A 19,362-nucleotide genomic window follows, 5' to 3' on the forward strand; every position below is an offset into this window, starting at 1 on the left:
TATCATTTGGAATACAATTTTCCAATTGTTTAATCTTCCTTATTCACGCGCAAACCTGAATATATTAATTCTATGTATTACCGTATGGGTAGGAGTTTTTCTTTTTTACCGTTCTACTAATCTTTCCCAAGGTAATTTGAAACATTTTGTGCTTTTATTTACTGTCTTTGTCATAATCTGCCTGTACCTTGGATCTGGCTATACAGAGAGTTGGAGTTACTTCCTTCTTATTCCAGTGATTAGCGCTTTATATGGAAATCGTTATTTATCGATTACCTATTCGTTAATCGGTTTGTTTTGTCTGGCCGTAGTAAGTATTTATTTTCCTATAGATTCTTTTGCTGTAGATAACATAGACATTTCTAATCGATTTTTACTATACATCATTGTTGCGACATTAGGATATTTGTTATTAAATAGGCTGAATCAGCTTCATATGGAGCAAGTAAATACGGTAATCCAGTCTATGGAAAGAACCATTGAACAAGTCGTCCAAAGCTTTATTGTCGCTGTTGAGGCAAAGGATCCATACACATATGGTCACAGTGAAAGGGTAAGTCAATATGCGGTAGCCATTGCTAAGAAACTCCCTGAATATCAAGAACCACAAAAACTGAAACACTTAAGATTAAGTGGACTTCTTCATGATATAGGTAAAATTAATATTCCTGAGCATATATTATCAAAGCCTATGAAATTAACGGACAAAGAATATGAAGTGATTAAAACACATACAACGTTTGGTACACAGATGCTTGAAAAAGTTGATGGGTTAGGGGGATTGAAAAGCGGAGTCTTACTTCATCATGAAAGATGGGATGGGAAAGGATATCCGACAAGAGCCAAAGGAGAAGAAATTCCTTTAGAGGCTCGAATATTAGCGGTTGCGGATGCTTTTGATGCCATGACATCGACAAGAGCTTATCGAAATGAGGTGTCCACTGAAGAAGCGTTCCGTAATATTGAAATAGGGTTCGGAACACAGTTTGATCCCAACTTAGAAATAGCTTTTGAAGCAGCAAAACCAGATTTTATAAAAATCCATTCAAAATCACAAGATCCATTAAACGAATTCGAAAAAATAACCGATCTATTCTAAGAATGCAAAGGGTTAACTCCCTTTGTTTCTCTCTAAAAACCAACAAAATCGTTTTGTTGGTTTTTTTATAATTAGTAAAAAGCTAAGAAAGTTAAAAAAACGTTACAACAAATAGGAATAATTTGAATAGATGTTCATTGATTCAATCGAAGGTCAGAACCCACTTTTATGAAGGTGTTACCGTAATGGGTTCTAGCCTTTTATTGTCTCTTAGTCAATCAGAATATTTATCCTTTACAAATAATTCGAAGAGATACTATAATAATGTAAACTTATAGAGAAAGAAGGTTTACATAATATGAAGTTAAAAAAGCTAATCTATGTTTCTATGTTTGCGACCATTATGGGGGTCTTAGGAATGATGCCACCAATCTTTATTGGGATTTCACCCGTGCCGATCACGTTACAGTCCTTAGGAGTCATGTTAGCTGGAAGTGTACTTGGTGCTCGCTTTGGTGCGAAATATGCAGCTCTTAGCCAAATCTTGTTTTTATCATTAGTCATAGCAGGACTTCCGCTTTTATCCGGGGGACGAGGGGGAATCGGCGTACTTGTTGGGCCTTCTGCGGGTTACTTGCTAGGGTATGTGGCAGGGGCCTTTGTGATTGGCTGGTTTGCTTATCGATTAAAAGAAGGAAAGTTTATGAGACTCTTGCTGATTAATCTGTTTGGCGGAATCTTTGTTGTTTATTTGTTCGGGATTCCAATTCAAGCCTTTATGATGAATATTTCGCTTGTAGAAGGAATGTTGACAAGCCTAGTCTTTTTACCTGGAGATATCACGAAAGTCGTGGTTGCTTCCATTCTAGCCGTAAAACTCATGAATGTAGCTCCTTTTAGAAAAGAGGTAAGTGCTTAAATGCGTGTCACAAGCCCTTATCAAAAATATGCTAAGAAATTCCCTAATCAGCCTGCCGTTATAACCGACGAAAAAGTGGTCTCATACCGAGAATGGCACGAGGATGTCCAAAGAGCAGCGGCAGCTCTTTCAACAGAAGAGGCTGTGACGAAAAGAGTTGCTTTATTTTTACCTAATGGGTATCTCTTTTTACAACTGTTTGCCGGTGCATGTGAGGCGGGATGGGCCAATATTGTCGGGGATATACGCTGGAAAGAGGGGGAAATAGCGGAACGGCTCCAACAAACGACACCAGATCTCATTATTGCAGATGTGAAAATGAAACCTATTTTCCAAACATATCGGGAAAAAGTTCTGTATTCTGATGAAGTAGAAAACTGGCTTGATAAGGGGCGTGAATGGACAAGAGGGCAAGACAATGCCCCGTTTTATATCGGGTTTACCTCTGGGTCAACTGGAAAACCAAAGGCATTTGTTCGCTCCCAGAAATCATGGGTTGAAAGCTTCCCGTGCAATACTGTAGACATCGGGATTGAGCCAGGAGATCATGCTTTAATCCCCGGTTCCTTTATTAGTTCCACTTTTTTATTTGGAGCTTTGGGAACTCTTTTCTATGGAGGAACGATCTATGTGCTAAAAAAATTTAATCCATCACAATTCATGTCCCACTTACAAACTTTTCCCATTTCCACGATTTATGTTGTGCCAACCATGCTTCAGGCGTTAATCGAAGCAGGCCATACATACGATGGATCCGTCCGTATTCTCTCCACAGGGGCAAAGTGGCTGCCAAGTACGAAGCAAGAAATGAGGAAACGGTTTCCGAATGCCAGCTTTTATGAGTTTTATGGATCTTCTGAACTAAGCTATGTTACGTTGCTAAAAAATGAGGAACAACATAAATTTGCTAACTCAGTGGGACGTGCTTTTCATAATGTTGAATTAAGCATTCGTAACCAACATGGTCAGGAAGTAGAAGTCGGGGAAGAAGGAATTTTGTATGTGAAAAGTAAGATGCTTTTTGACGGCTACATCAATAATGAGGAAGAAACGAACAAAGTTCTTCAAGGAGAGTGGGCAACTGTTTATGACGTTGCCAAAAGAGATGAAGACGGATATTTCTATATTCTTGGCAGACAAAATGACATGATTTTGTATGGCGGAATTAATATTTACCCACAGGAAATTGAACAGGTGTTAAAAAAGTGTGAGGGTGTTGAGGAAGCGGTTGTGTTAGGAGTCAAGGATGAACACTGGGGTGAAAAAGTGGCTGCCTGTATTAAAGGGAATGTATCACTTGACGCTTTGAAACGTTATTGTTTAGAGCATCTCACCTCCTATAAAGTTCCAAGATTATGGAAGAAGACTGAAGTATTCCCTTATACAACAGGAGGAAAGATTTCCCGTCAAGAGGTAAGAAAATGGTTTTGTTAAAGAAATAAATATGTTACTAGAAAGGAGAAGGTCTCAGCATGCCTAAGGCAGTTGTTGTAAATGCAAAACGGACCATAATAGGTAAAAAAGATGGTCTTTTAAAGGATTACCCACCAGAACAACTTGCCGCCTTTGTTATAAGAGAGCTTGTACAGGATCTACCAACTGTGGTCGATGATGTCATTTTAGGAAATGTCGTCGGACCTGGCGGCAATATCGCGAGGCTTTCTGCACTGGAAAGCGGACTGCCTGTTTCCATTCCAGGGGTCACGATTGATCGACAATGCGGTTCTGGATTAGAAGCGATTCGCCTTGCTTGTCATTTAATTCAAGGCGGAGCAGGACATGTTTATATTGCTGGAGGGGTAGAGAGTACAAGTCAATCTCCTTTTCAACAAAGAGCTCGCTTTTCGCCTGAGTGGATCGGTGACCCTGAGATGGGGATTGCCGCAGAGAATGTCGCTGAAAAATACGGAATTACGCGCGAGATGCAAGATGAATATGCATTACTAAGCTATCAGCGGGCTATACAAGCCCTCAATGCCGGTCATTATAGGGACGAACTTGTCAAAATCCCGGATATTCCTATTCATGATGAAGGGGTCAATCCTAAGTTGAATTATGACAGGATGCTTCGGCGTTTGTCTCCTTGTTTCAAGGAGGAAGGGACGGTTACACTAGGGAATTGTTGTGGCATCAATGACGGGGCTGCGGCTGTTCTTATCATGTCAGAGGAAAAAGCAGAGGAGCTGGGGTTTGAGCCAATTCTACGTTTTGTCGACAGTGCTGTCATAGGCGTGGATCCCAATTATCCAGCTTTTGGACCAATTCCAGCTGTTCGTCACTTATTACAGAAACAATCACTTCAGGAAAAGGACATTGATCTCTTTGAAATCAATGAGGCGTTTGCTTCAAAGGTCGTGGCTTTTGCCAATGAGCTGAATATTCCATATGAAAAAATCAACCGAAAAGGGGGTGCGATCGCGCTTGGTCATCCGTATGGAGCATCCGGTGCGATCCTTGTCACAAGATTATTTCATGAAGTGCAACGCAAAAAAGCTAACTATACCGTTTCAGCAATTGGAATTGGTGGAGGGATTGGAATGGCGATATTATGGGAGAGTTTGCGATGAAAACAGTGACTGCTATCGTTACGATTACAGAAAAAATGCTACAAGACTACGAAGCTATTTTTGGCAAGCAGACAAGAATACCTCCTACTTTTCCGAGTGTTTTCTATCGTGAAATCGAAGTGCCATGGCATTATAAGGGAGTGCCAATCCACCGAAAACAATCCTGTACATGTGTTGTTGACCTTGCGATTGGAGAACCGTACCGCTGTGTCGTGACACTTGACCAAGAACGCCAAAAAGGGAACTACCTGTTATATAACCAATCATTGATTGGGTATGACATGAAAGGAAGAGAGTGTTTTCAATGTGTGTCCGAATTCGTCGTACATTTACGATGACAAACGAAATGATTAGGAAATATGCAATCCTCTCAGGAGACTTTAACGAGATCCACCTCGATACAAAAGAAGCGGAACGGTATGGATTTCATGCACCGATCGCCCACGGAATGTTAACGATGGCTCTTGTTCAAAACCTCGCCAATGATTGGATTCATAAAGGAATGAGAATAACCCATTATGAAATGAAATTTCTCCACCCTGTTTATGCCAACCAAACCATCTATGTCCAGGCAGAAGCAGAGGAAAGTCCTGAAGGTCATTTGTCCCTTCTGCTCACAGGACAGTGTGCAAACAAAGTAGTCGTCAAAGGGAAAATGATTATAAACTAGATCTGAAGAAATAGATGGTTTTCATAAAAAAGTGAACGTTACGTCATCAATGGGAAAAATAGAATGCCGAGCACTTATTTAGATACCTTTAGAAAAGTGCTCGGCATGTTTTAATTTATCTGGCTTAAAAGGTAATAAACGTATCGCTAATTGAAACATGTCATATAATTCTACCTCTCTATCATTTAAAAAGAATCGCAAACTGGACCCATTAGACCTTTTCATAAACGATCATAGTTATAAGGGGAACATGAGAAAATTTTGAATCTGTCATGTGATTGGAAATCTATGATTCATTTACATTCATTTTTGTCGTCATAAAACGTTCAAGCTGGAGGGGAGAGGGTACTGAGAAGTTCATTCAAAATAATGATTAGTAGTAGGAAAGCCTCTCGAGCCTTTGTAGAGACTTTTTCCCAGAACAAGGGGCTTTAGCGCCTTTCCCTTTACTTCAGCAGAGAATAAAGGTCATCTTTGTTTTGAACGAGGTCTTCCAATGTATATTGTTTCAAGACAGCAATAAATGCTTGGAGGGCTTCGTGTAGAACATGTTTTAATTTACATGCGGGTGTAATAATACAATAGTTTTTTCCTTTATCAAAACACTCAACAATGTGAAAATCCTCTTCCGTTTTTGAAACCACTTCACCAATATTTATATCCTTAGGTTGTATCGCAAGTCGAATACCGCCATTTCTTCCTCTTATGGTTTCAATAAATCCTAGTTTCCCTAGATCATGAATAATTTTCATTAAATGATTTTTTGAAATATCGTAGCTATCTGCTATCTCTTTAATTGTAGCCAATTCATTATTATTTTTTACCGCTAAATAAATTAATACTCGTAAAGCATAATCCGAGTAATTCGTTAACCTCATTTTGAAAACTCCTTCTCATTCGAGACTCTTCTATAGTATAACATTTAATAAAATTTAGTGAAATTGTGACAACTTTATGAAAGATGCATTTAGAATATATCTTTATTTCCACTGTCGTTATATTATTAAACATGTAGATAAAATGAATCTTTAAATAAATTAAATGATAAAAGGTGGATGTATTATGTTAAGTGAGAAGACCATTGAAATTGTAAAAAGCACGGTTCCTGTATTAGAAAAATACGGAAAGGCAATTACAACCCGCTTTTATGAAAGAATGTTTAGCAATCATCCAGAATTATTGAATATTTTTAACCATGCGAATCAGAAACAAGGGAGACAACAAACAGCATTGGCGAATACGGTATATGCGGCGGCTGCTAATATCGATAACCTCGGAGCGATTATCCCAGTAGTCAAACAGATCGGCACAAAACACAGAGCATTGGGCGTTTTACCTGAGCACTACCCAATTGTTGGAGAAAATTTACTGGGAGCAATTAAAGATGTGCTAGGAGATGCTGCGACAGATGATATTATCAATGCTTGGGCAGAAGCCTACGGTGTGATCGCAGATGCGTTTATCGGAATTGAGCAAGAAATGTATGATGAAGCAGCTGAACAGCCAGGAGGCTGGAAAGGATTCAGAAACTTTGTCGTTGATAAAAAGGTGAAGGAAAGTGACGTGATTACTTCCTTTTATCTAAAACCTGAAGATGGGGGAGCCGTTGCATCTTATCAAGCAGGTCAATATATTACAGTAAAGGTTAAGCCTGAAAACGAAAAATTTACGAGCCTACGCCATTATAGTTTGTCAGATGCGTCTGGTAAAGATTATTACCGAATTAGTGTAAAACGCGAAGATCAAGGGGTTGTTTCGAATTATCTTCACAAGGAAGTGAATGAAGGCGATATCATCCCAGTTAGTGCACCAGCAGGAGCCTTTGTACTTGAGGAAAAAGCAACGCCTGTTGTTCTTTTGAGTGGTGGTGTTGGCTTAACACCAATGGTTAGTATGTTGAAAACAATTGTCGAAAAACAACCAGAAAGAGAAGTTACGTTTATTCATGGAGCTATAAATAGTCATGTTCATGCACTAAAAGATGAAGTGGCAGAACTTGCTAGTCAAAATGAAAACGTGAAAAGCTATGTTGCCTATTCCTCACCAACTGAAAGTGATCGTGAAGCAGGTCATTATGATAAAGATGGATTTATTGATTTAGAATGGTTACAAACCGTCCTTCAAGATAATAAAGCCGATTTCTATTTCTGTGGTCCAGTGCCATTTATGAAATCCGTGTACCGCAATCTTCAAGAATGGGGAGTATCACTAGACAACATTCACTATGAATTCTTTGGTCCAGCTGGAACTCTTGAAGAGGAAACGGCTTCTGTAGGTTAATAGAAAAAGAATTGACAAGCACCATTCAGAACAACGGATGGTGTTTTTTCTATTGACTTAGAGATAGCTAGAAAAACATTAAACATTAATCCGGAATGCCCCCATTTTCGAAGGGTTTTTCATCCAACTGTCTCTAATGGTTCATCTTTTAGCAGAAAAAGCCAAAAAAAGGAACTAATTGAGTTCCCATCTAGTGGCTAAGCATTTCTTGATGAGCATCATCTAGTGCTTATTCAATATTACAATAAACGGCGGGACAGTTTTCACAACCAATTTCATTTTTTAAGTATTGGAGATCATGAATCGTGATTTTTCCTTTCACAACCGAAATAATCCCTTCGCGTTTTAATTCATTTAAAGTCTTATTCGTGCTTTCTCTGGAAGTTCCACAAAAATCCCCCAGTTTTTGATTCGTTAATGGGAGATCAATGAGAATGCCATCTTTTTTATGAACGCCATAGCTGTTGGTCATTCGGATTAAAGTCGAATAAAGAGCCCCTTTTTTCCCGTGTAACACGAGATCGCGAAATTTTGTTTGCGTTTTTCGGAAGTGATCACTCATCCATTTCATAAATTCATAGGCAAGAGCGCTATTTTCGAAAATCGTTTTTTCGAGAACCTCTTTCTTGATAATCGCCATTTCTCCGTCTTCAAGTACCTTAGCACTTAAAAGGTATTTGGGCTCATCTGTGAAAAGGGTTAATTCTCCGCAAATATCACTTTCACCACATATACGTAATGTTAAAATGCGACCATCAGCAGTCACTTTGCTGATTTGAACCTTACCAGAAAGAATTAAATATAATTCTTCTGCCTTTTCCCCTTCATGAAATAAGTATTGATCTTTTGTGATAGGGGTCGTTCGATCGGCAATCCGTAGTAATTCTTTAATTTGAATTGCTTTTGTTGATTTCAATGTTTGAGGCATGGAACTTCCTCCTTTTAACTATGTTAGGCCTGACCCGGCAGGATAAAAAATGCGAATAAATCATTAATGAAAATAAAGGTGTGAACTACTTCACATCAATAGTTTACCATTATTTTTTACGATAGGTATGAAGGAAATTGAATGTCTACAAATTTGACACAAATCAACGGGAAGAGATAATGGGTGGACTGGGCGGCCATTTCACGCCGATCATCTTATCCATTCTATATAACCTAACAGGTCATCATGCGATTGGATATGGATTTATCACAAGTTGCCTTAGCAAGCCTCATCATTGTTGTAGGCATGTACGATCAAGAAAGACTAAATAAGGTCAAACGATATGATCCATTACGTTTTACTCAAAAAGGAATACATGTTAAAGAATAAGGTGTCGGGGACTTCCAATTTGGATAGTACTTGGCACCTTTTGTTAATTTTATTTAAATTATGCTTATTTTGTCGAAAAATCTGCTAAAATGTAATATTATGTAATTAGGCACATGGGATATAATTTTTTTCTGATGGGGATGGTTGAGAAAATGATTGTGATCGGTGAAGAGAATATAATTGACTATTATAAGTTAATAGAAAATGTAGCGAGTGCAATAATCCTTTTAGACGGAAAGAAAATTATATATGCGAATAAAGCAATGGGACAGTTATTAAAGAAAGATTCTAGTAAACTCATAGGGACAGAATTCAATTATCTACATCCTGATGATGAAACTTCATATATAGAGAGTTGTAAAAGAGCGATTGAATACCAACAGGTAACAGAATTGATTGAACAAAAATTGATCTTAGATAATGGAGAAGTTGTTGAAGTTGAGGTCACAGCTGCTCCTTTTAAATGTAATGGTCATTTTCTTATACAGGCAAATTATCATGATATTACTGACAAGAAAACAACTGAAAAACTCCTTATCCAATCAGATAAACTATCTGTATTAGGAGAGATCGCATCCGGGATTGTACATGAAATTAGAAATCCATTAACCTCTATTAAAGGCTTATTACAGTTAATTTCGGAGGACGATCAGTATCGTGAATATTTAAAGATTGTTTTGGATGAAATCGATCGAATCGAAGACATTGTGAACGAACTTCTCTTTTTTTCAAAGCCAAGCAAGGAAGATTTTATCGATGTAGATATCTGTAAAATTATAAATGAGACGCTATTTTTATTCAAGACTGAGCTTTTTGACCGGAAGATTACTGTTGATATAAATGTAGAAGATAAGATCACTCACGTATTGGGGGATAGAAATCAACTTAAACAGGTTTTTATCAATCTAATAAAAAATAGCATTGAAGCCATAGGGAAAAATGGAAAAATAACCGTTAATATCAATCGAAAAAGCACGGAAAAAGTCTGTATTGAAATAATAGATAATGGGATTGGCATTCCAAAAGAAGTAATAAAAAACTTAGGTAAATCGTTTATTTCTACAAAGGAAAAGGGAACAGGCCTAGGGTTAATGGTTACGTATAATATTATAAAAAATCATAAAGGTGATATTTGTGTAAAAAGTAAATCCCAAGTCGGTACAATATTCACTGTAAAATTGCCGAGTACACCGTAGCTTTGAAAGAGAGGGGGTTACCCAAATTGCATAAAGGAATGGAGTTATGAGACCTCACGTTAAAAGCATCTTCCCATTAAATCCTCATATACTGTAGCATCAAGCCCCGTTTTGAATGAGGTGGTGAACTATGTATTTATTAAGGTCCCTTTCAGAAGATGTCCAATCAAGCCAATTAGCGTTTAATAACGAAACAAAGACGAAAAGACTCATTTTAGGTGCTCTTTTCGCTGGCATTTCGGCACTGCTTCAGGCACAGGGGGGATTCTTACCAGGGATCGGTTATCTAATTAGTCCGTTTGCTACTCTGCCCATTTTAATTTGTGCGATGTTTTCCAAGTCTCTTGGAGTAATGTCCTATATTCTCACGATTTTTTTGCTTTTCCTTCTTCTGCCAAGCGAGTTACTCGTTTTCCCTTTTACAACAGGATTGTTAGGGGTTGGGATCGGTGCAGCCTTCTACTTTTTTAAGCAGAGATTAAGCATCATTTCTGTTGGGGCTATTTTGTTAACATTAGGAATAATGTTTCTGCTATACGTGGTTCGCTTTCCCGTTTTAGGTCCTGTAGCATCAGATTCCTTTTCATTTATAACAGCAGGAAGTGTTTGTTTATTTGCTTTTCTATATAGTTGGGTCTGGATGGAGTTGGGGTTATTCTTTTTCAAAAGATTGAAGCCTCTTATAATATAGCCAAAAACCTACTATTTGTCATAAAGCGGGTCAATGACCTAATGATTCAGTGTCTAATCTGGAAGATTACTTTGTAGCCTTTTATTTCAGAGGCCTGTTTATAAGACGATAAAAAAACCAAATGAGGGAGCGTGTTTGCTCTCTCATTTGGTTTTAATAAACTGTTAAAAATAGGCAAAGATTTCATGATGCCTGTCATCCTTTAAGGTACAATTTCATAAACAGTCCCTTTGTTATAATCCGTTACATTAGATGATCCATGAACCCCCAAGTATAATCTCGTTTGATTCAAATTTGTTCCTAAAGAAGTATAATAAGCGAATTGAGATCCAAAATCGTCATTCGTTTCAATGACATGAAAATCATTGGTCTTCCCGTCTGTTCTTACCCTTGTATAAGCTAAAACCCCTCTAACATTCTTTTGAGATTCTTTACTCTCGGCAAAGTCCGTAAACACAACGCTCCCTGTTAAAGCAGGAATCCCATTACCCATATAGACTTGCACCCCTGTAAGCGAGATTCCCTGAAACTTATCAGGGCGGGGATCTTGATGATAATAGCTTGTTAAAGGCTTAAGACGCTTCACGGACGCTTTAATAGCTTCATCGAAAAAAGCAATAATTTTCTCATCCAATCTCGAATTTTCAGAGCAGCCCTTTACTGTTATAGTAGGAAGATCACCTTCCCATCCTCGCCATCCAAAGTTAATTAATCCATTCCTGTTATATGGAGAATTTTGGATTAGCCTCACAACCGGTACCGGTTGATAATGAACAAAGGAGTAAATCGCTTCGATCATTGCCTGACCGACATTTCCCACTACTTTAATATACTGATTATAAAATCGCTGAAATGATATCCCTACAGAGTTACGCACACCTAGGGCCATTACCGATAGAGATTCTTGAATCGGTCTTGGCAATTCATTAAACCTTGTAGCTACAGGGGGATCATTGATGAATGGCATTTTATTTACGTCCATTTCCAGAATTTTTCCGGCAATTTCTATAGGATTTTGACTTAAATTAAAAGGATCGTAACCGGAACCGCCATCACCAGTTATAATAATCAGTTTTCCTGTTTCTGGAGAGAAGTTTAAGCTATTGACCCCGTTATGATTAAAGAACGGTCTTCTTAAGTTAAGTAATCTTCGTCTTTTTTGAGGTTGACCACTTGGCTGTAAAATCCATTCCTCAACCGTATCAATATGGTCAAAGTTGGTTTCTCGATTCGTCCATTTTAGGTTTAAAGTATCGGGTTTACAGGGATCAGGTCTAAAAGAACCTGAAAGAGCACCTGGCCCTTGTGTACCGGCAACTGAATAATGAAGATAAAACAGACCGTTATAATAAAATCCCGGATGAAAAGCCAAACCTAATAGGCCTCGTTCATCATATCCACCGTTAGAGACTCCGAGTTTGATAATCCGTTGCCGTATGTCTAAAAAAGTTTGTACACTTCCGTTTCTTATGTAAAAAATTTCTCCGACCTGGGTTGCAACAAATAAACTTTCGATTGTATCACCTGGAAGAATAGCTGTTTTTAAAACAGTCGGCAAATTAATTCCACTTAAAAGGGGCCGTAAACCAACCTTCACCTTTGGCAACCTTTTTCACACTCCTTCTTTAATAAATTTATATTTATTTATAGATTGTAATAGTTTGTCTATAAGATTTTTTGTTTTCTTAATAAGAATATGATGAGGATGATTTTATAAGTACTGAATTAGGGGGAGGGGAGTTTGAATTTGTCATTTAAGCCTTTTAGACACAAAAATACTTCCCTTTAAATTGCCAGATTTAATTTAATTTGCCTATTTAAAGGGGAGCATATTACCTTAAAATTAACTTCTTTTCAGAGTAATAAATGATGTTCATTGTCATAAGGATTGATACTTCCCCTAGTGTGTCGGATTGTTCTCTGGTCAATCCACCTATTTAATTAAGGCAATTTGGTGAACATAAAATCTTTATAGATGGCTGTGTTGTATGCGAAAAAACTGTTTTTGCCTTTTTGCTCCATTAAACATAACAGCAATAAGGCATTTTTCCGTATTTGTAAAAAGCTGCATTTCATCGTGAATGAATCAATTTGTGCGTAGAATTACCCCCAATTCAGGGTGAATGGGGGGTAACTTCAGGAGATTTGCGAGAAATTGGTACTTTTTCATACTCATTGGGAAGACATTTTAGCCTAAGAAATGTGTATAAAAAAGGGATTTTATGCTATCTCCTTCTATATTTTTCTAGAATAGAAATTTCGAAATGGGTGGTAGTGGAAAACTACACTAAAGATTAATGAAGGATTGTGAAACTTTGAATTATTCTACCCCACACTAGACCAATTAAAACAGTTAAAAACGGGGAAAGAATTTCAGGAACATATCGAGAGGGGGTTACACATGGTTAAACAAGAGTTTACGAACAGTGAATTAATTGGTCTCAATCAATTGATTCGTTCCAGCATGTATCCTGGTGTCACGTACAAAAAAATTTCGAACTTGCTGCAAGGCATCCAAAGCTCCATCGAATGCAGGGGAATTTCAAGTCGAACGTTTAAACGAATGTTCATCAAAGCAAAAGCAGTGGGGCTTCTCATCGTGTATCCAAAAGTAACTGTGGATGGACTGATTACCCGTAATCTTTATATCTTTCAACTTTTACCAATAAAAAATCCTAGGAGGTATGCACCATAAATAAACTATTAATCCAAGAAAATCCGATGGTTATTCTGCCGTCATTAGCAGAGAAAATCGGCTTAAATCAGGCCGTTGTGATTCAACAGTTTCATTACTGCCTCATATCCAGCAAACATACCACTTATGGGAGAAACTGAATTTATAACTCGTACAAGGAGTGGGAACGCCAATTTACGTTTTGGTCTGGGAGAACAATCGAACGAACGATTCGTTCTCTAGAAGAACAGGGTCTATTGTTATCATCCAAATATAATCGATCGGACAAAACCAAATGGTATAGTATCAACTATGAAAAATTAGAAGAAGGTTTTTGTGGCAATCTGTCACTTTCTACAAACCAAAGGGATGAATCGGAAAAAACGAATGGGACAACCGGGATAGACAAGCTGTCAGATGCAAAAACACACAGAATGACGAACCGAAAGACACAGATTGTACAGTTGAAACAGCCAATATGGGATTTTCAATCCGACAAACTGACGAACTGCATCCGACACACTGTGTAACACCATCCGCTAGTTTGTACCAACCATTACCAGAGACTACTACAAAGACTAAATCAGAGATTAACTCAGAGGTCAAAAAAATCATCTCTTCCTTTTGCCGAAATCATTACATACTTGAACAACGAAACAAAATCACACTACAAGGTGAATTCAAAGAAAACGAAAGATCTGATTCGAGCTAGCTTTAACGAGGGCTTTAAACTGGGAGATTTTACAAGAGTCATAGACATCAAAACAGAGGAGCGGAAGAATGACCCTATTATGAGTAAGTATTTACGACCGGAAACATTATTCGCAACAAAGTTTGAATTGTATCTTAATCAAAAGAGCAGAAAGAGAACATACCGAGAGGAGGATTTTCATCTTGATGACTAAACGGGAAGTATTTCCAACTACTTAAGTTGATATCTATTTATCCCACTCTTAACGGGCAGTAAGCCCCACAAATCAATCAAGGTTCTGAGCAATATTTTAACGAAGATAGGTGGGGATCAACTGCCCGTAAAGGTCCGATTGGTTCAATTAACAATCAGTGGGGAAGAAGAAAATCCCCCACTGATGGAAGTTTCACTTTATTATAATACCTTCGAGCTATATCAAGAAAAAGTGGATCAATGGCATGCCGTGTTAAAAGGTGAAACGTATCGAAGTTGGAAATGAACTTGTGGAAGCATGTGGCTAGTTCTCCTTATTCCCCCCACGGATTTCAGAGCTGGTATGCAAACCCGTTAATGGCTCCCGAGCGATTCCAAATGGCGATGATACAAAGTACATTATTAACATAAAAGAAAAACCAGCTAGCAAAGAGGTAGTCGAACGGTCACTTGCAGGGATTCGAGAAATTTTAGGCATCAAAAGAGGGGAAGGCTGATGGAACGAAATCCGTACTTTCATATCGAAGTTGAACAAGCCGTTATTGGGACCTTGTTTTTAGATGGCGAATTGATCAAAGGCTGTACCTTACAACCTGAACATTTTTACTCCACAAAGTTAAGAAACATTTACAATTTGATGCAGCAGTTAGCGGAAAAGGCAAACCAAATGATGTTGTATCTATTGCGGAGGAAGCGGGTCCAAATTATTTTTCAGAAATTGGAGGGTGGGATCTTTGCCCTCTCCAGCTGACAGTGTTCCATCGACAGCGAATTTCCAGTATTACCAAGAAATTGTGAAAAAGTATGCCATAAAAGAAATACGGTTCTAATTGCTAATAAAATCCAAAAAGCCACGAAAGAAGGAGATCTAGACGAGATCCTTGGTGAAGGAATTTAAGATTTACAATCGGTAGAAGACCTTCTAAACTAAGAAAATCTCGGTGACATTCAACAAGGATTGATCGATTAATATGCGGAATGTGAACAAGTTGAAAAGATAAAAAAATAATTTGAGCTACTCCACCCAACCTATAAAATAAGATTAATTATTTTAAATCAGAAATATCGATCAATTTACCGTTCATGATTATTATTAGGTCTTGGATTTGGCCAGATGCTGTTGTGTTATCTGTTTCTTGATGGAGCACCAAATGATTCCTTCATCAGACTCAAAACAGGAATTTTTGTAGACATAGCAGCAGTTACTTGCCCTGTTCTTCTAACAGATGGAATGCCTGGAAAATTTGTAACTGTACTGCCTTTTAGTTCACAATCAAAACAAATATTAGCTTGTAGAACTACGGGATTATTTACGATTGCTGAGCATTCACATTCTGAAACAGGGAGTATGAGTAGGGTGATGATTTTTTTACCCTTTTGTCTATGTACATACCTAAAAAAATACATGAATAGAGAATAAAATTAAAAATGAATTATTAAAATTTGGTCATTAGATAATTACTTATCGATCTTCATCAGTCGTCTGTAAACCAATCTTCAGCCCATTATTTCCTTAAAAGAAGCCTATTATGGTAAACCATTAAAATATACCTATGTTCATCTTCTAGATCAAGATATGAAAAACGAATTTAAAAATATCTTGAGGGAAAGGAACGTAAAAAATAATGATTCTAGTAAATTATCAGTCAAAGTGAGATCAGCAAGAAAATTGCAGTAATGAATGGAGAAATGCAAGGATTTTGGTCGGCTGATAGTTGGGATATAAGGGTATGTCCACATACTTCTGCTACAGAATTATGTAAGAATCCTGCTTTAGAATCGGTGAGTTCGTTTTGAATGTGTAAAAAATCTGTGGTTAAAAACAGAACTGAAATATTCTTATTTTTATCATTGTAATTGGTCCTGAAGTAGCTAGAGGATTTGTAAATACAGCATATGAACATCTTAATCCCATTTAATCCACATCTTAACTTGTTTTTATTAATGTATATTTTCGTGTACAAGACCGTTTGTGCTAACTGCTTTTAGTAATATAGATGTGTGATAGAGGTGGAATAAAATAACGTCGCCTTACGAAGATAAGGTGTAGAAATTTACTTAAGCTAACGGGTGTGCACGACAAGTGCTGTTATAAACGCTTTCTAGCGTAAAAATACAGCATGTTTTACTAGAAAAGCTTCAACATTGCATCGAAGGATTTAAATGATAGAACCAAGTTTCCCGAAACAATCCCATCTAAACTCCTGCGTGCGTCATGAATGACAGTTCATGGGGTTCGAAGCACAGGTAGAGTCGGCAGAAGGAAGACTAGAGCCATTCCAAAAGGGGTATGTTAACTGATAGGCCAGATGGCTGAAAAACTTCCATACAAAGAGAACTGACAAACTTTCGAATCTTAGGGTTTAAAGTTAGAACATAGTGTAATGTTAAGTCCCGCAGGTGCGACGTTCTACTCCGACTACCGTAATCCCATGAGCATATTAAAATTGGTCAATCAGAAAACCTAGCTAACCTTATATTACGAACGGTGCTTTAACGCAATAATAATAAATAGTCAAAAATATGCAAGTACTCTTTTACAGCAATTTAAAGCATTTTTTAACTTTCGAATACAAGCAGTTGCACTTAGGTAACTGCATTGGTTGAAGATAATGACCTTCGAATTAGATCCGACGGGTGCATTTAACAAATCTTCTTAGTCATCTGAATAGATCTCGTCACATCATAAGATAACGGGTTTCGGGGAACATGTTTGAAACTACTCAGCAGGACATTCAGAAATACTAAGATTTTCATCATCTACGTTTCTCCCAAATCTAAGAGCGGTTAAGTTGTCGTTATCAGAATAAAATAAACTGAATTCAAATGTATCTTGAATATCTCCTGAACGTTCAAATAAAACTAGGTAAAATGTTGCAGGGAAAGATCCTGCGTTATTTTGTAAGGTTCCTTCGCCTGAAACCAATAATAAAGTAGTACCATTATGGGTAATGCAATTTGAAGGTCTTACAATAGTGGACTGAAAACTAGCACCTGTTTGCGTATATGTCACAATGCTACCTTCTGCATCACAAGTTGGACAGATTGTTGCATCTAAAGTCATCTGCAGACCTTCTGTTTCTGCAAAAGAAAGAGTTCCGGAACAATCACAAGGACAAATTATTCGTATTCCCATTTACATTGACACCTCCTTTCATAAACAATATATTCGTGATAGGTAGGAGTGCTAATACATTAAAAAAGAAAAAATAACCTTTCAAGGAAAACGTATGATAAAATGTAAAGAAATATACTTGAGCTTAAGGGGGCGATAGCTGAATAAAGATTATCGCTTTTCTTTTTGAAGTAGCGAGCAGGTTTGGACAGTAAACGGATTTTTGTTTCATAGGCTAAAAAAGTCTTTATTCAATCAAAATAGTTAAATTCTATCCACATTACTTGTCCAATCAAATAATATTTGAATATACTTCTAGTATATTTTTAGAAGTAGATGTTTTAATTGGATATTTGTCCCATGAAACCTGATGTTTGTCAGTATAGTTGTCTTATTTTGTTACTTTACTAGTTTAATAGACTGTTTTAAATCCCCGAGTTCAACTAAGGTTACCGGACTGCACTTGGTGGTCTGGTGATTTGAATCAAAAAGAAAAGCGTTTTTTCGATTCAAATCACCAGAAATAAGGGAATATTATGGTTTCTAATATTTTACTGTAGCTGTCATATCGCATTGGATTGAGCGTTACCTGTTCAATCGATTTCCAAACCCTTGTATCCCTAGCCCAACGCTTTGGTTGTTTAACCTTCACTGCTTCGTATATTTCTTTTCGCTTTCTCAATATAGCTACGTGTTCAGCTGAATGACACTGTGCATGCGTCATAAATTTCAAACTAATATGAAGGTGAACTTCGTTATACCAATGAATAAATTTCTGTGCCCATTCCCTAGATTCTGTCAGTAATACAAAACCTTTATACGGATAATTGGGTCTATATTTAAGTGTCCGAAACATTGCCTCTGATTAAGGGTTATCCTTGCTTACACGTGGTCTTGAAAAGCAGATCCACCAAGCCCCGTAATATCCCATGTCCACACCTTGTTTGGTGATGTTGTTAGATGACTTTCAGGTCTTTCCTCTCAGGCTTTTGGCTACGTCCACGGTGATGCTGCATTTTTTACTCACGTAATACACGATAAAATGTAGATTCTGATGCAATATAAGTTCCTTTGTCCGCAAGCTTTGGAACAATTTGGGTCGGTGGTAAATAAACGTATTCTTCCTGTTAAACAACCGTTTGTATTTCTTTCTTTTCCTCTTCAGACAACTTGTTTTTTGGTATAGATCTTTTTGTAAACGGGTGCTGTTCAACCTTCACATCACCATCTGTCATCCAACATTCATAGGTACGAACACTGATATGAAGTTGATTGGCTTCTTAGATGAGTTCAACTGCTAATACGCGATTTGGCGGGCTAATCATTCGTCTTCGTGGTTCTCCCTAAATCGTTTGGGACTTTTTTTGCAAAAGTAATAAAGCTGTAGCTTCGGCTAGTGCCTTTTCTTCCTTTTGTAGTTCCTATTCTAATTGCCTAACTGGCTTCTGTTCTTCCTTTAATGCTCCATTCACCTGCTTTGTTTGGTCAAATGCCTGATCATTTGCCTGAAGACACACCCTTTTCCATGCTTCAATCTGTTCACGATACAGACCTTTTTTACGATAATACTCGGCAAGCTCTGCTTCGTTCATCGCTAAAGTTTCCATTACGACTAAAAAATTATCTTGGCTGCTCCATTTGTCGCTGGTCTGACCATTACCTGGCGTAGACCACTAGCTTCACGAGCTTCTTTACGCCACTAGTACAACGTCGCATCTAAGACACCTATATCATCTGAAATTTGTGATACCTATTCATTGTTTATGGGCATCATACGTTTGATCATAGCCTCTTTTGTTCTTGGGTATATCGTACTCCATTTTTTCTGGCCATATCGATTAACCTTCGTGTTAGTTACTTAACTATACAATAAAGTATCGTACGACATCTATCCTAACTGAGAGGTTATTTCAGATTTTTGAGTGGTTTAAAGTGGGAAAAATGGGCTGGAATAATGTGCTCGTTTACACTAATATTATGAGCTTGGAT

The 19,362-nt window shown here is 37.5% G+C and carries 19 protein-coding genes and 2 pseudogenes; 15 read left to right on the forward strand and 6 right to left on the reverse strand.

The genetic code is table 11. The features are described 5' to 3' along the window. The first annotated feature begins 136 nt into the window (after window positions 1–136). The 6 genes from R4Z10_RS10280 (at window position 137) to R4Z10_RS10305 (ending at window position 5,195) form a co-directional block, all read left to right on the forward strand. The gene (locus R4Z10_RS10280; protein ID WP_338473068.1) at window positions 137–1,099 is read left to right on the forward strand and encodes an HD-GYP domain-containing protein; all 963 of its coding nucleotides are present in this window, start codon (window positions 137–139) and stop codon (window positions 1,097–1,099) included. Between the two features lie 298 nt (window positions 1,100–1,397). Next, window positions 1,398–1,958, forward strand: coding sequence for a biotin transporter BioY (locus tag R4Z10_RS10285; protein WP_338473069.1), 561 nt, complete (start codon window positions 1,398–1,400; stop codon window positions 1,956–1,958). After that, a complete protein-coding gene (locus tag R4Z10_RS10290) occupies window positions 1,959–3,392 on the forward strand; it encodes an AMP-binding protein (RefSeq protein ID WP_338473070.1) in 1,434 nt (477 codons plus the stop codon). A gap of 38 nt (window positions 3,393–3,430) precedes the next feature. Then, entirely contained in the window at window positions 3,431–4,525 is a 1,095-nt protein-coding gene (locus R4Z10_RS10295; RefSeq protein ID WP_338473071.1) for an acetyl-CoA C-acyltransferase, read from the forward strand. After that, a complete protein-coding gene (locus R4Z10_RS10300; RefSeq protein WP_338473072.1) occupies window positions 4,522–4,863 on the forward strand; it encodes a hypothetical protein in 342 nt (113 codons plus the stop codon). Before R4Z10_RS10295 ends, R4Z10_RS10300 begins: the two co-directional genes overlap by 4 nt. After that, window positions 4,830–5,195, forward strand: coding sequence for a MaoC family dehydratase (locus R4Z10_RS10305; protein ID WP_338473073.1), 366 nt, complete (start codon window positions 4,830–4,832; stop codon window positions 5,193–5,195). Before R4Z10_RS10300 ends, R4Z10_RS10305 begins: the two co-directional genes overlap by 34 nt. Window positions 5,196–5,641: 446 nt before the next feature. On the opposite strand, the gene R4Z10_RS10310 is transcribed toward R4Z10_RS10305, so the two are convergent. Then, window positions 5,642–6,073 (reverse strand): Rrf2 family transcriptional regulator, encoded by a 432-nt coding sequence (locus tag R4Z10_RS10310; RefSeq protein ID WP_338473074.1) that lies wholly within the window; start codon window positions 6,071–6,073, stop codon window positions 5,642–5,644. A 184-nt stretch (window positions 6,074–6,257) separates the two neighbouring features. On the opposite strand from R4Z10_RS10310, the gene hmpA reads away from it, so the two are divergent. Further along, entirely contained in the window at window positions 6,258–7,475 is a 1,218-nt protein-coding gene (gene hmpA / locus R4Z10_RS10315) for an NO-inducible flavohemoprotein (protein WP_338473075.1), read from the forward strand. Between the two features lie 229 nt (window positions 7,476–7,704). On the opposite strand, the gene R4Z10_RS10320 is transcribed toward hmpA, so the two are convergent. After that, window positions 7,705–8,403, reverse strand: a complete 699-nt coding sequence (locus tag R4Z10_RS10320; protein ID WP_338473076.1) for a Crp/Fnr family transcriptional regulator — start codon at window positions 8,401–8,403, stop codon at window positions 7,705–7,707. Between the two features lie 179 nt (window positions 8,404–8,582). Here R4Z10_RS10320 and R4Z10_RS10325 point away from each other — a divergent pair. The 3 genes and pseudogenes from R4Z10_RS10325 to R4Z10_RS10335 all read left to right on the forward strand — a co-directional run. Next, window positions 8,583–8,793: pseudogene (locus tag R4Z10_RS10325) on the forward strand (nitrate/nitrite transporter); the annotation flags it as partial. Window positions 8,794–8,927: 134 nt separating this feature from the next. Further along, on the forward strand, window positions 8,928–9,989 hold the full coding sequence (locus R4Z10_RS10330; RefSeq protein ID WP_338473077.1) for an ATP-binding protein: 1,062 nt from the start codon (window positions 8,928–8,930) through the stop codon (window positions 9,987–9,989). 130 nt (window positions 9,990–10,119) lie between these two features. After that, window positions 10,120–10,680 carry a hypothetical protein gene (locus R4Z10_RS10335; protein ID WP_338473078.1) on the forward strand — a complete coding sequence of 187 codons (561 nt, stop codon included), beginning with the start codon at window positions 10,120–10,122 and terminating at the stop codon, window positions 10,678–10,680. Window positions 10,681–10,882: 202 nt separating this feature from the next. On the opposite strand, the gene R4Z10_RS10340 is transcribed toward R4Z10_RS10335, so the two are convergent. Next, window positions 10,883–12,286, reverse strand: a complete 1,404-nt coding sequence (locus tag R4Z10_RS10340; RefSeq protein ID WP_338473079.1) for a glucose dehydrogenase — start codon at window positions 12,284–12,286, stop codon at window positions 10,883–10,885. Between the two features lie 795 nt (window positions 12,287–13,081). Here R4Z10_RS10340 and R4Z10_RS10345 point away from each other — a divergent pair. From R4Z10_RS10345 to R4Z10_RS10360, 4 genes are all read left to right on the forward strand, one after another. Next, the gene (locus tag R4Z10_RS10345) at window positions 13,082–13,375 is read left to right on the forward strand and encodes a hypothetical protein (RefSeq protein ID WP_338473080.1); all 294 of its coding nucleotides are present in this window, start codon (window positions 13,082–13,084) and stop codon (window positions 13,373–13,375) included. A gap of 614 nt (window positions 13,376–13,989) precedes the next feature. Next, window positions 13,990–14,259, forward strand: coding sequence for a conserved phage C-terminal domain-containing protein (locus R4Z10_RS10350; protein WP_338473216.1), 270 nt, complete (start codon window positions 13,990–13,992; stop codon window positions 14,257–14,259). Between the two features lie 138 nt (window positions 14,260–14,397). After that, complete coding sequence (locus tag R4Z10_RS10355) at window positions 14,398–14,544, forward strand: hypothetical protein (RefSeq protein WP_338473081.1); 147 nt, start codon at window positions 14,398–14,400, stop codon at window positions 14,542–14,544. Between the two features lie 210 nt (window positions 14,545–14,754). Continuing rightward, window positions 14,755–15,009 carry a DnaB-like helicase N-terminal domain-containing protein gene (locus R4Z10_RS10360; protein WP_338473082.1) on the forward strand — a complete coding sequence of 85 codons (255 nt, stop codon included), beginning with the start codon at window positions 14,755–14,757 and terminating at the stop codon, window positions 15,007–15,009. Between the two features lie 374 nt (window positions 15,010–15,383). Here the strand turns inward: R4Z10_RS10360 and R4Z10_RS10365 are convergent, their stop codons facing one another. Continuing rightward, a complete protein-coding gene (locus R4Z10_RS10365) occupies window positions 15,384–15,665 on the reverse strand; it encodes a hypothetical protein (protein ID WP_338473083.1) in 282 nt (93 codons plus the stop codon). A 270-nt stretch (window positions 15,666–15,935) separates the two neighbouring features. Here R4Z10_RS10365 and R4Z10_RS10370 point away from each other — a divergent pair. Further along, window positions 15,936–16,116 (forward strand): annotated as a pseudogene (locus R4Z10_RS10370) (hypothetical protein); the annotation flags it as partial. An 861-nt stretch (window positions 16,117–16,977) separates the two neighbouring features. Here the strand turns inward: R4Z10_RS10370 and R4Z10_RS10375 are convergent. Both R4Z10_RS10375 and R4Z10_RS10380 read right to left on the reverse strand, forming a co-directional pair. Beyond that, window positions 16,978–17,394, reverse strand: coding sequence for a hypothetical protein (locus R4Z10_RS10375; RefSeq protein WP_338473084.1), 417 nt, complete (start codon window positions 17,392–17,394; stop codon window positions 16,978–16,980). Between the two features lie 1,400 nt (window positions 17,395–18,794). Further along, the gene (locus R4Z10_RS10380) at window positions 18,795–18,980 is read right to left on the reverse strand and encodes a hypothetical protein (RefSeq protein WP_338473085.1); all 186 of its coding nucleotides are present in this window, start codon (window positions 18,978–18,980) and stop codon (window positions 18,795–18,797) included. Window positions 18,981–19,362: the final 382 nt, after the last annotated feature.

Origin of the sequence: Niallia sp. XMNu-256 (genome assembly GCF_036670015.1) — a bacterium.
Lineage (GTDB): Bacteria > Bacillota > Bacilli > Bacillales > Cytobacillaceae > Bacillus_BD.

What these genes read in the sequence shown, in the direction of transcription:
- R4Z10_RS10290 (WP_338473070.1), top strand. Translation starts at nt 1,959, where the DNA reads ATGCGTGTCACAAGCCCTTATCAAAAATATGCTAAGAAATTCCCTAAT.
- R4Z10_RS10285 (WP_338473069.1), top strand. Translation starts at nt 1,398, where the DNA reads ATGAAGTTAAAAAAGCTAATCTATGTTTCTATGTTTGCGACCATTATG.
- R4Z10_RS10320 (WP_338473076.1), bottom strand. Translation starts at nt 8,403, where the DNA reads ATGCCTCAAACATTGAAATCAACAAAAGCAATTCAAATTAAAGAATTA.
- R4Z10_RS10345 (WP_338473080.1), top strand. Translation starts at nt 13,082, where the DNA reads ATGGTTAAACAAGAGTTTACGAACAGTGAATTAATTGGTCTCAATCAA.
- R4Z10_RS10380 (WP_338473085.1), bottom strand. Translation starts at nt 18,980, where the DNA reads ATGGAAACTTTAGCGATGAACGAAGCAGAGCTTGCCGAGTATTATCGT.
- R4Z10_RS10375 (WP_338473084.1), bottom strand. Translation starts at nt 17,394, where the DNA reads ATGGGAATACGAATAATTTGTCCTTGTGATTGTTCCGGAACTCTTTCT.
- R4Z10_RS10300 (WP_338473072.1), top strand. Translation starts at nt 4,522, where the DNA reads ATGAAAACAGTGACTGCTATCGTTACGATTACAGAAAAAATGCTACAA.
- R4Z10_RS10335 (WP_338473078.1), top strand. Translation starts at nt 10,120, where the DNA reads ATGTATTTATTAAGGTCCCTTTCAGAAGATGTCCAATCAAGCCAATTA.
- R4Z10_RS10360 (WP_338473082.1), top strand. Translation starts at nt 14,755, where the DNA reads ATGGAACGAAATCCGTACTTTCATATCGAAGTTGAACAAGCCGTTATT.
- R4Z10_RS10330 (WP_338473077.1), top strand. Translation starts at nt 8,928, where the DNA reads ATGGGGATGGTTGAGAAAATGATTGTGATCGGTGAAGAGAATATAATT.
- R4Z10_RS10310 (WP_338473074.1), bottom strand. Translation starts at nt 6,073, where the DNA reads ATGAGGTTAACGAATTACTCGGATTATGCTTTACGAGTATTAATTTAT.
- R4Z10_RS10305 (WP_338473073.1), top strand. Translation starts at nt 4,830, where the DNA reads ATGTGTGTCCGAATTCGTCGTACATTTACGATGACAAACGAAATGATT.
- hmpA (WP_338473075.1), top strand. Translation starts at nt 6,258, where the DNA reads ATGTTAAGTGAGAAGACCATTGAAATTGTAAAAAGCACGGTTCCTGTA.
- R4Z10_RS10365 (WP_338473083.1), bottom strand. Translation starts at nt 15,665, where the DNA reads ATGTATTTTTTTAGGTATGTACATAGACAAAAGGGTAAAAAAATCATC.
- R4Z10_RS10295 (WP_338473071.1), top strand. Translation starts at nt 3,431, where the DNA reads ATGCCTAAGGCAGTTGTTGTAAATGCAAAACGGACCATAATAGGTAAA.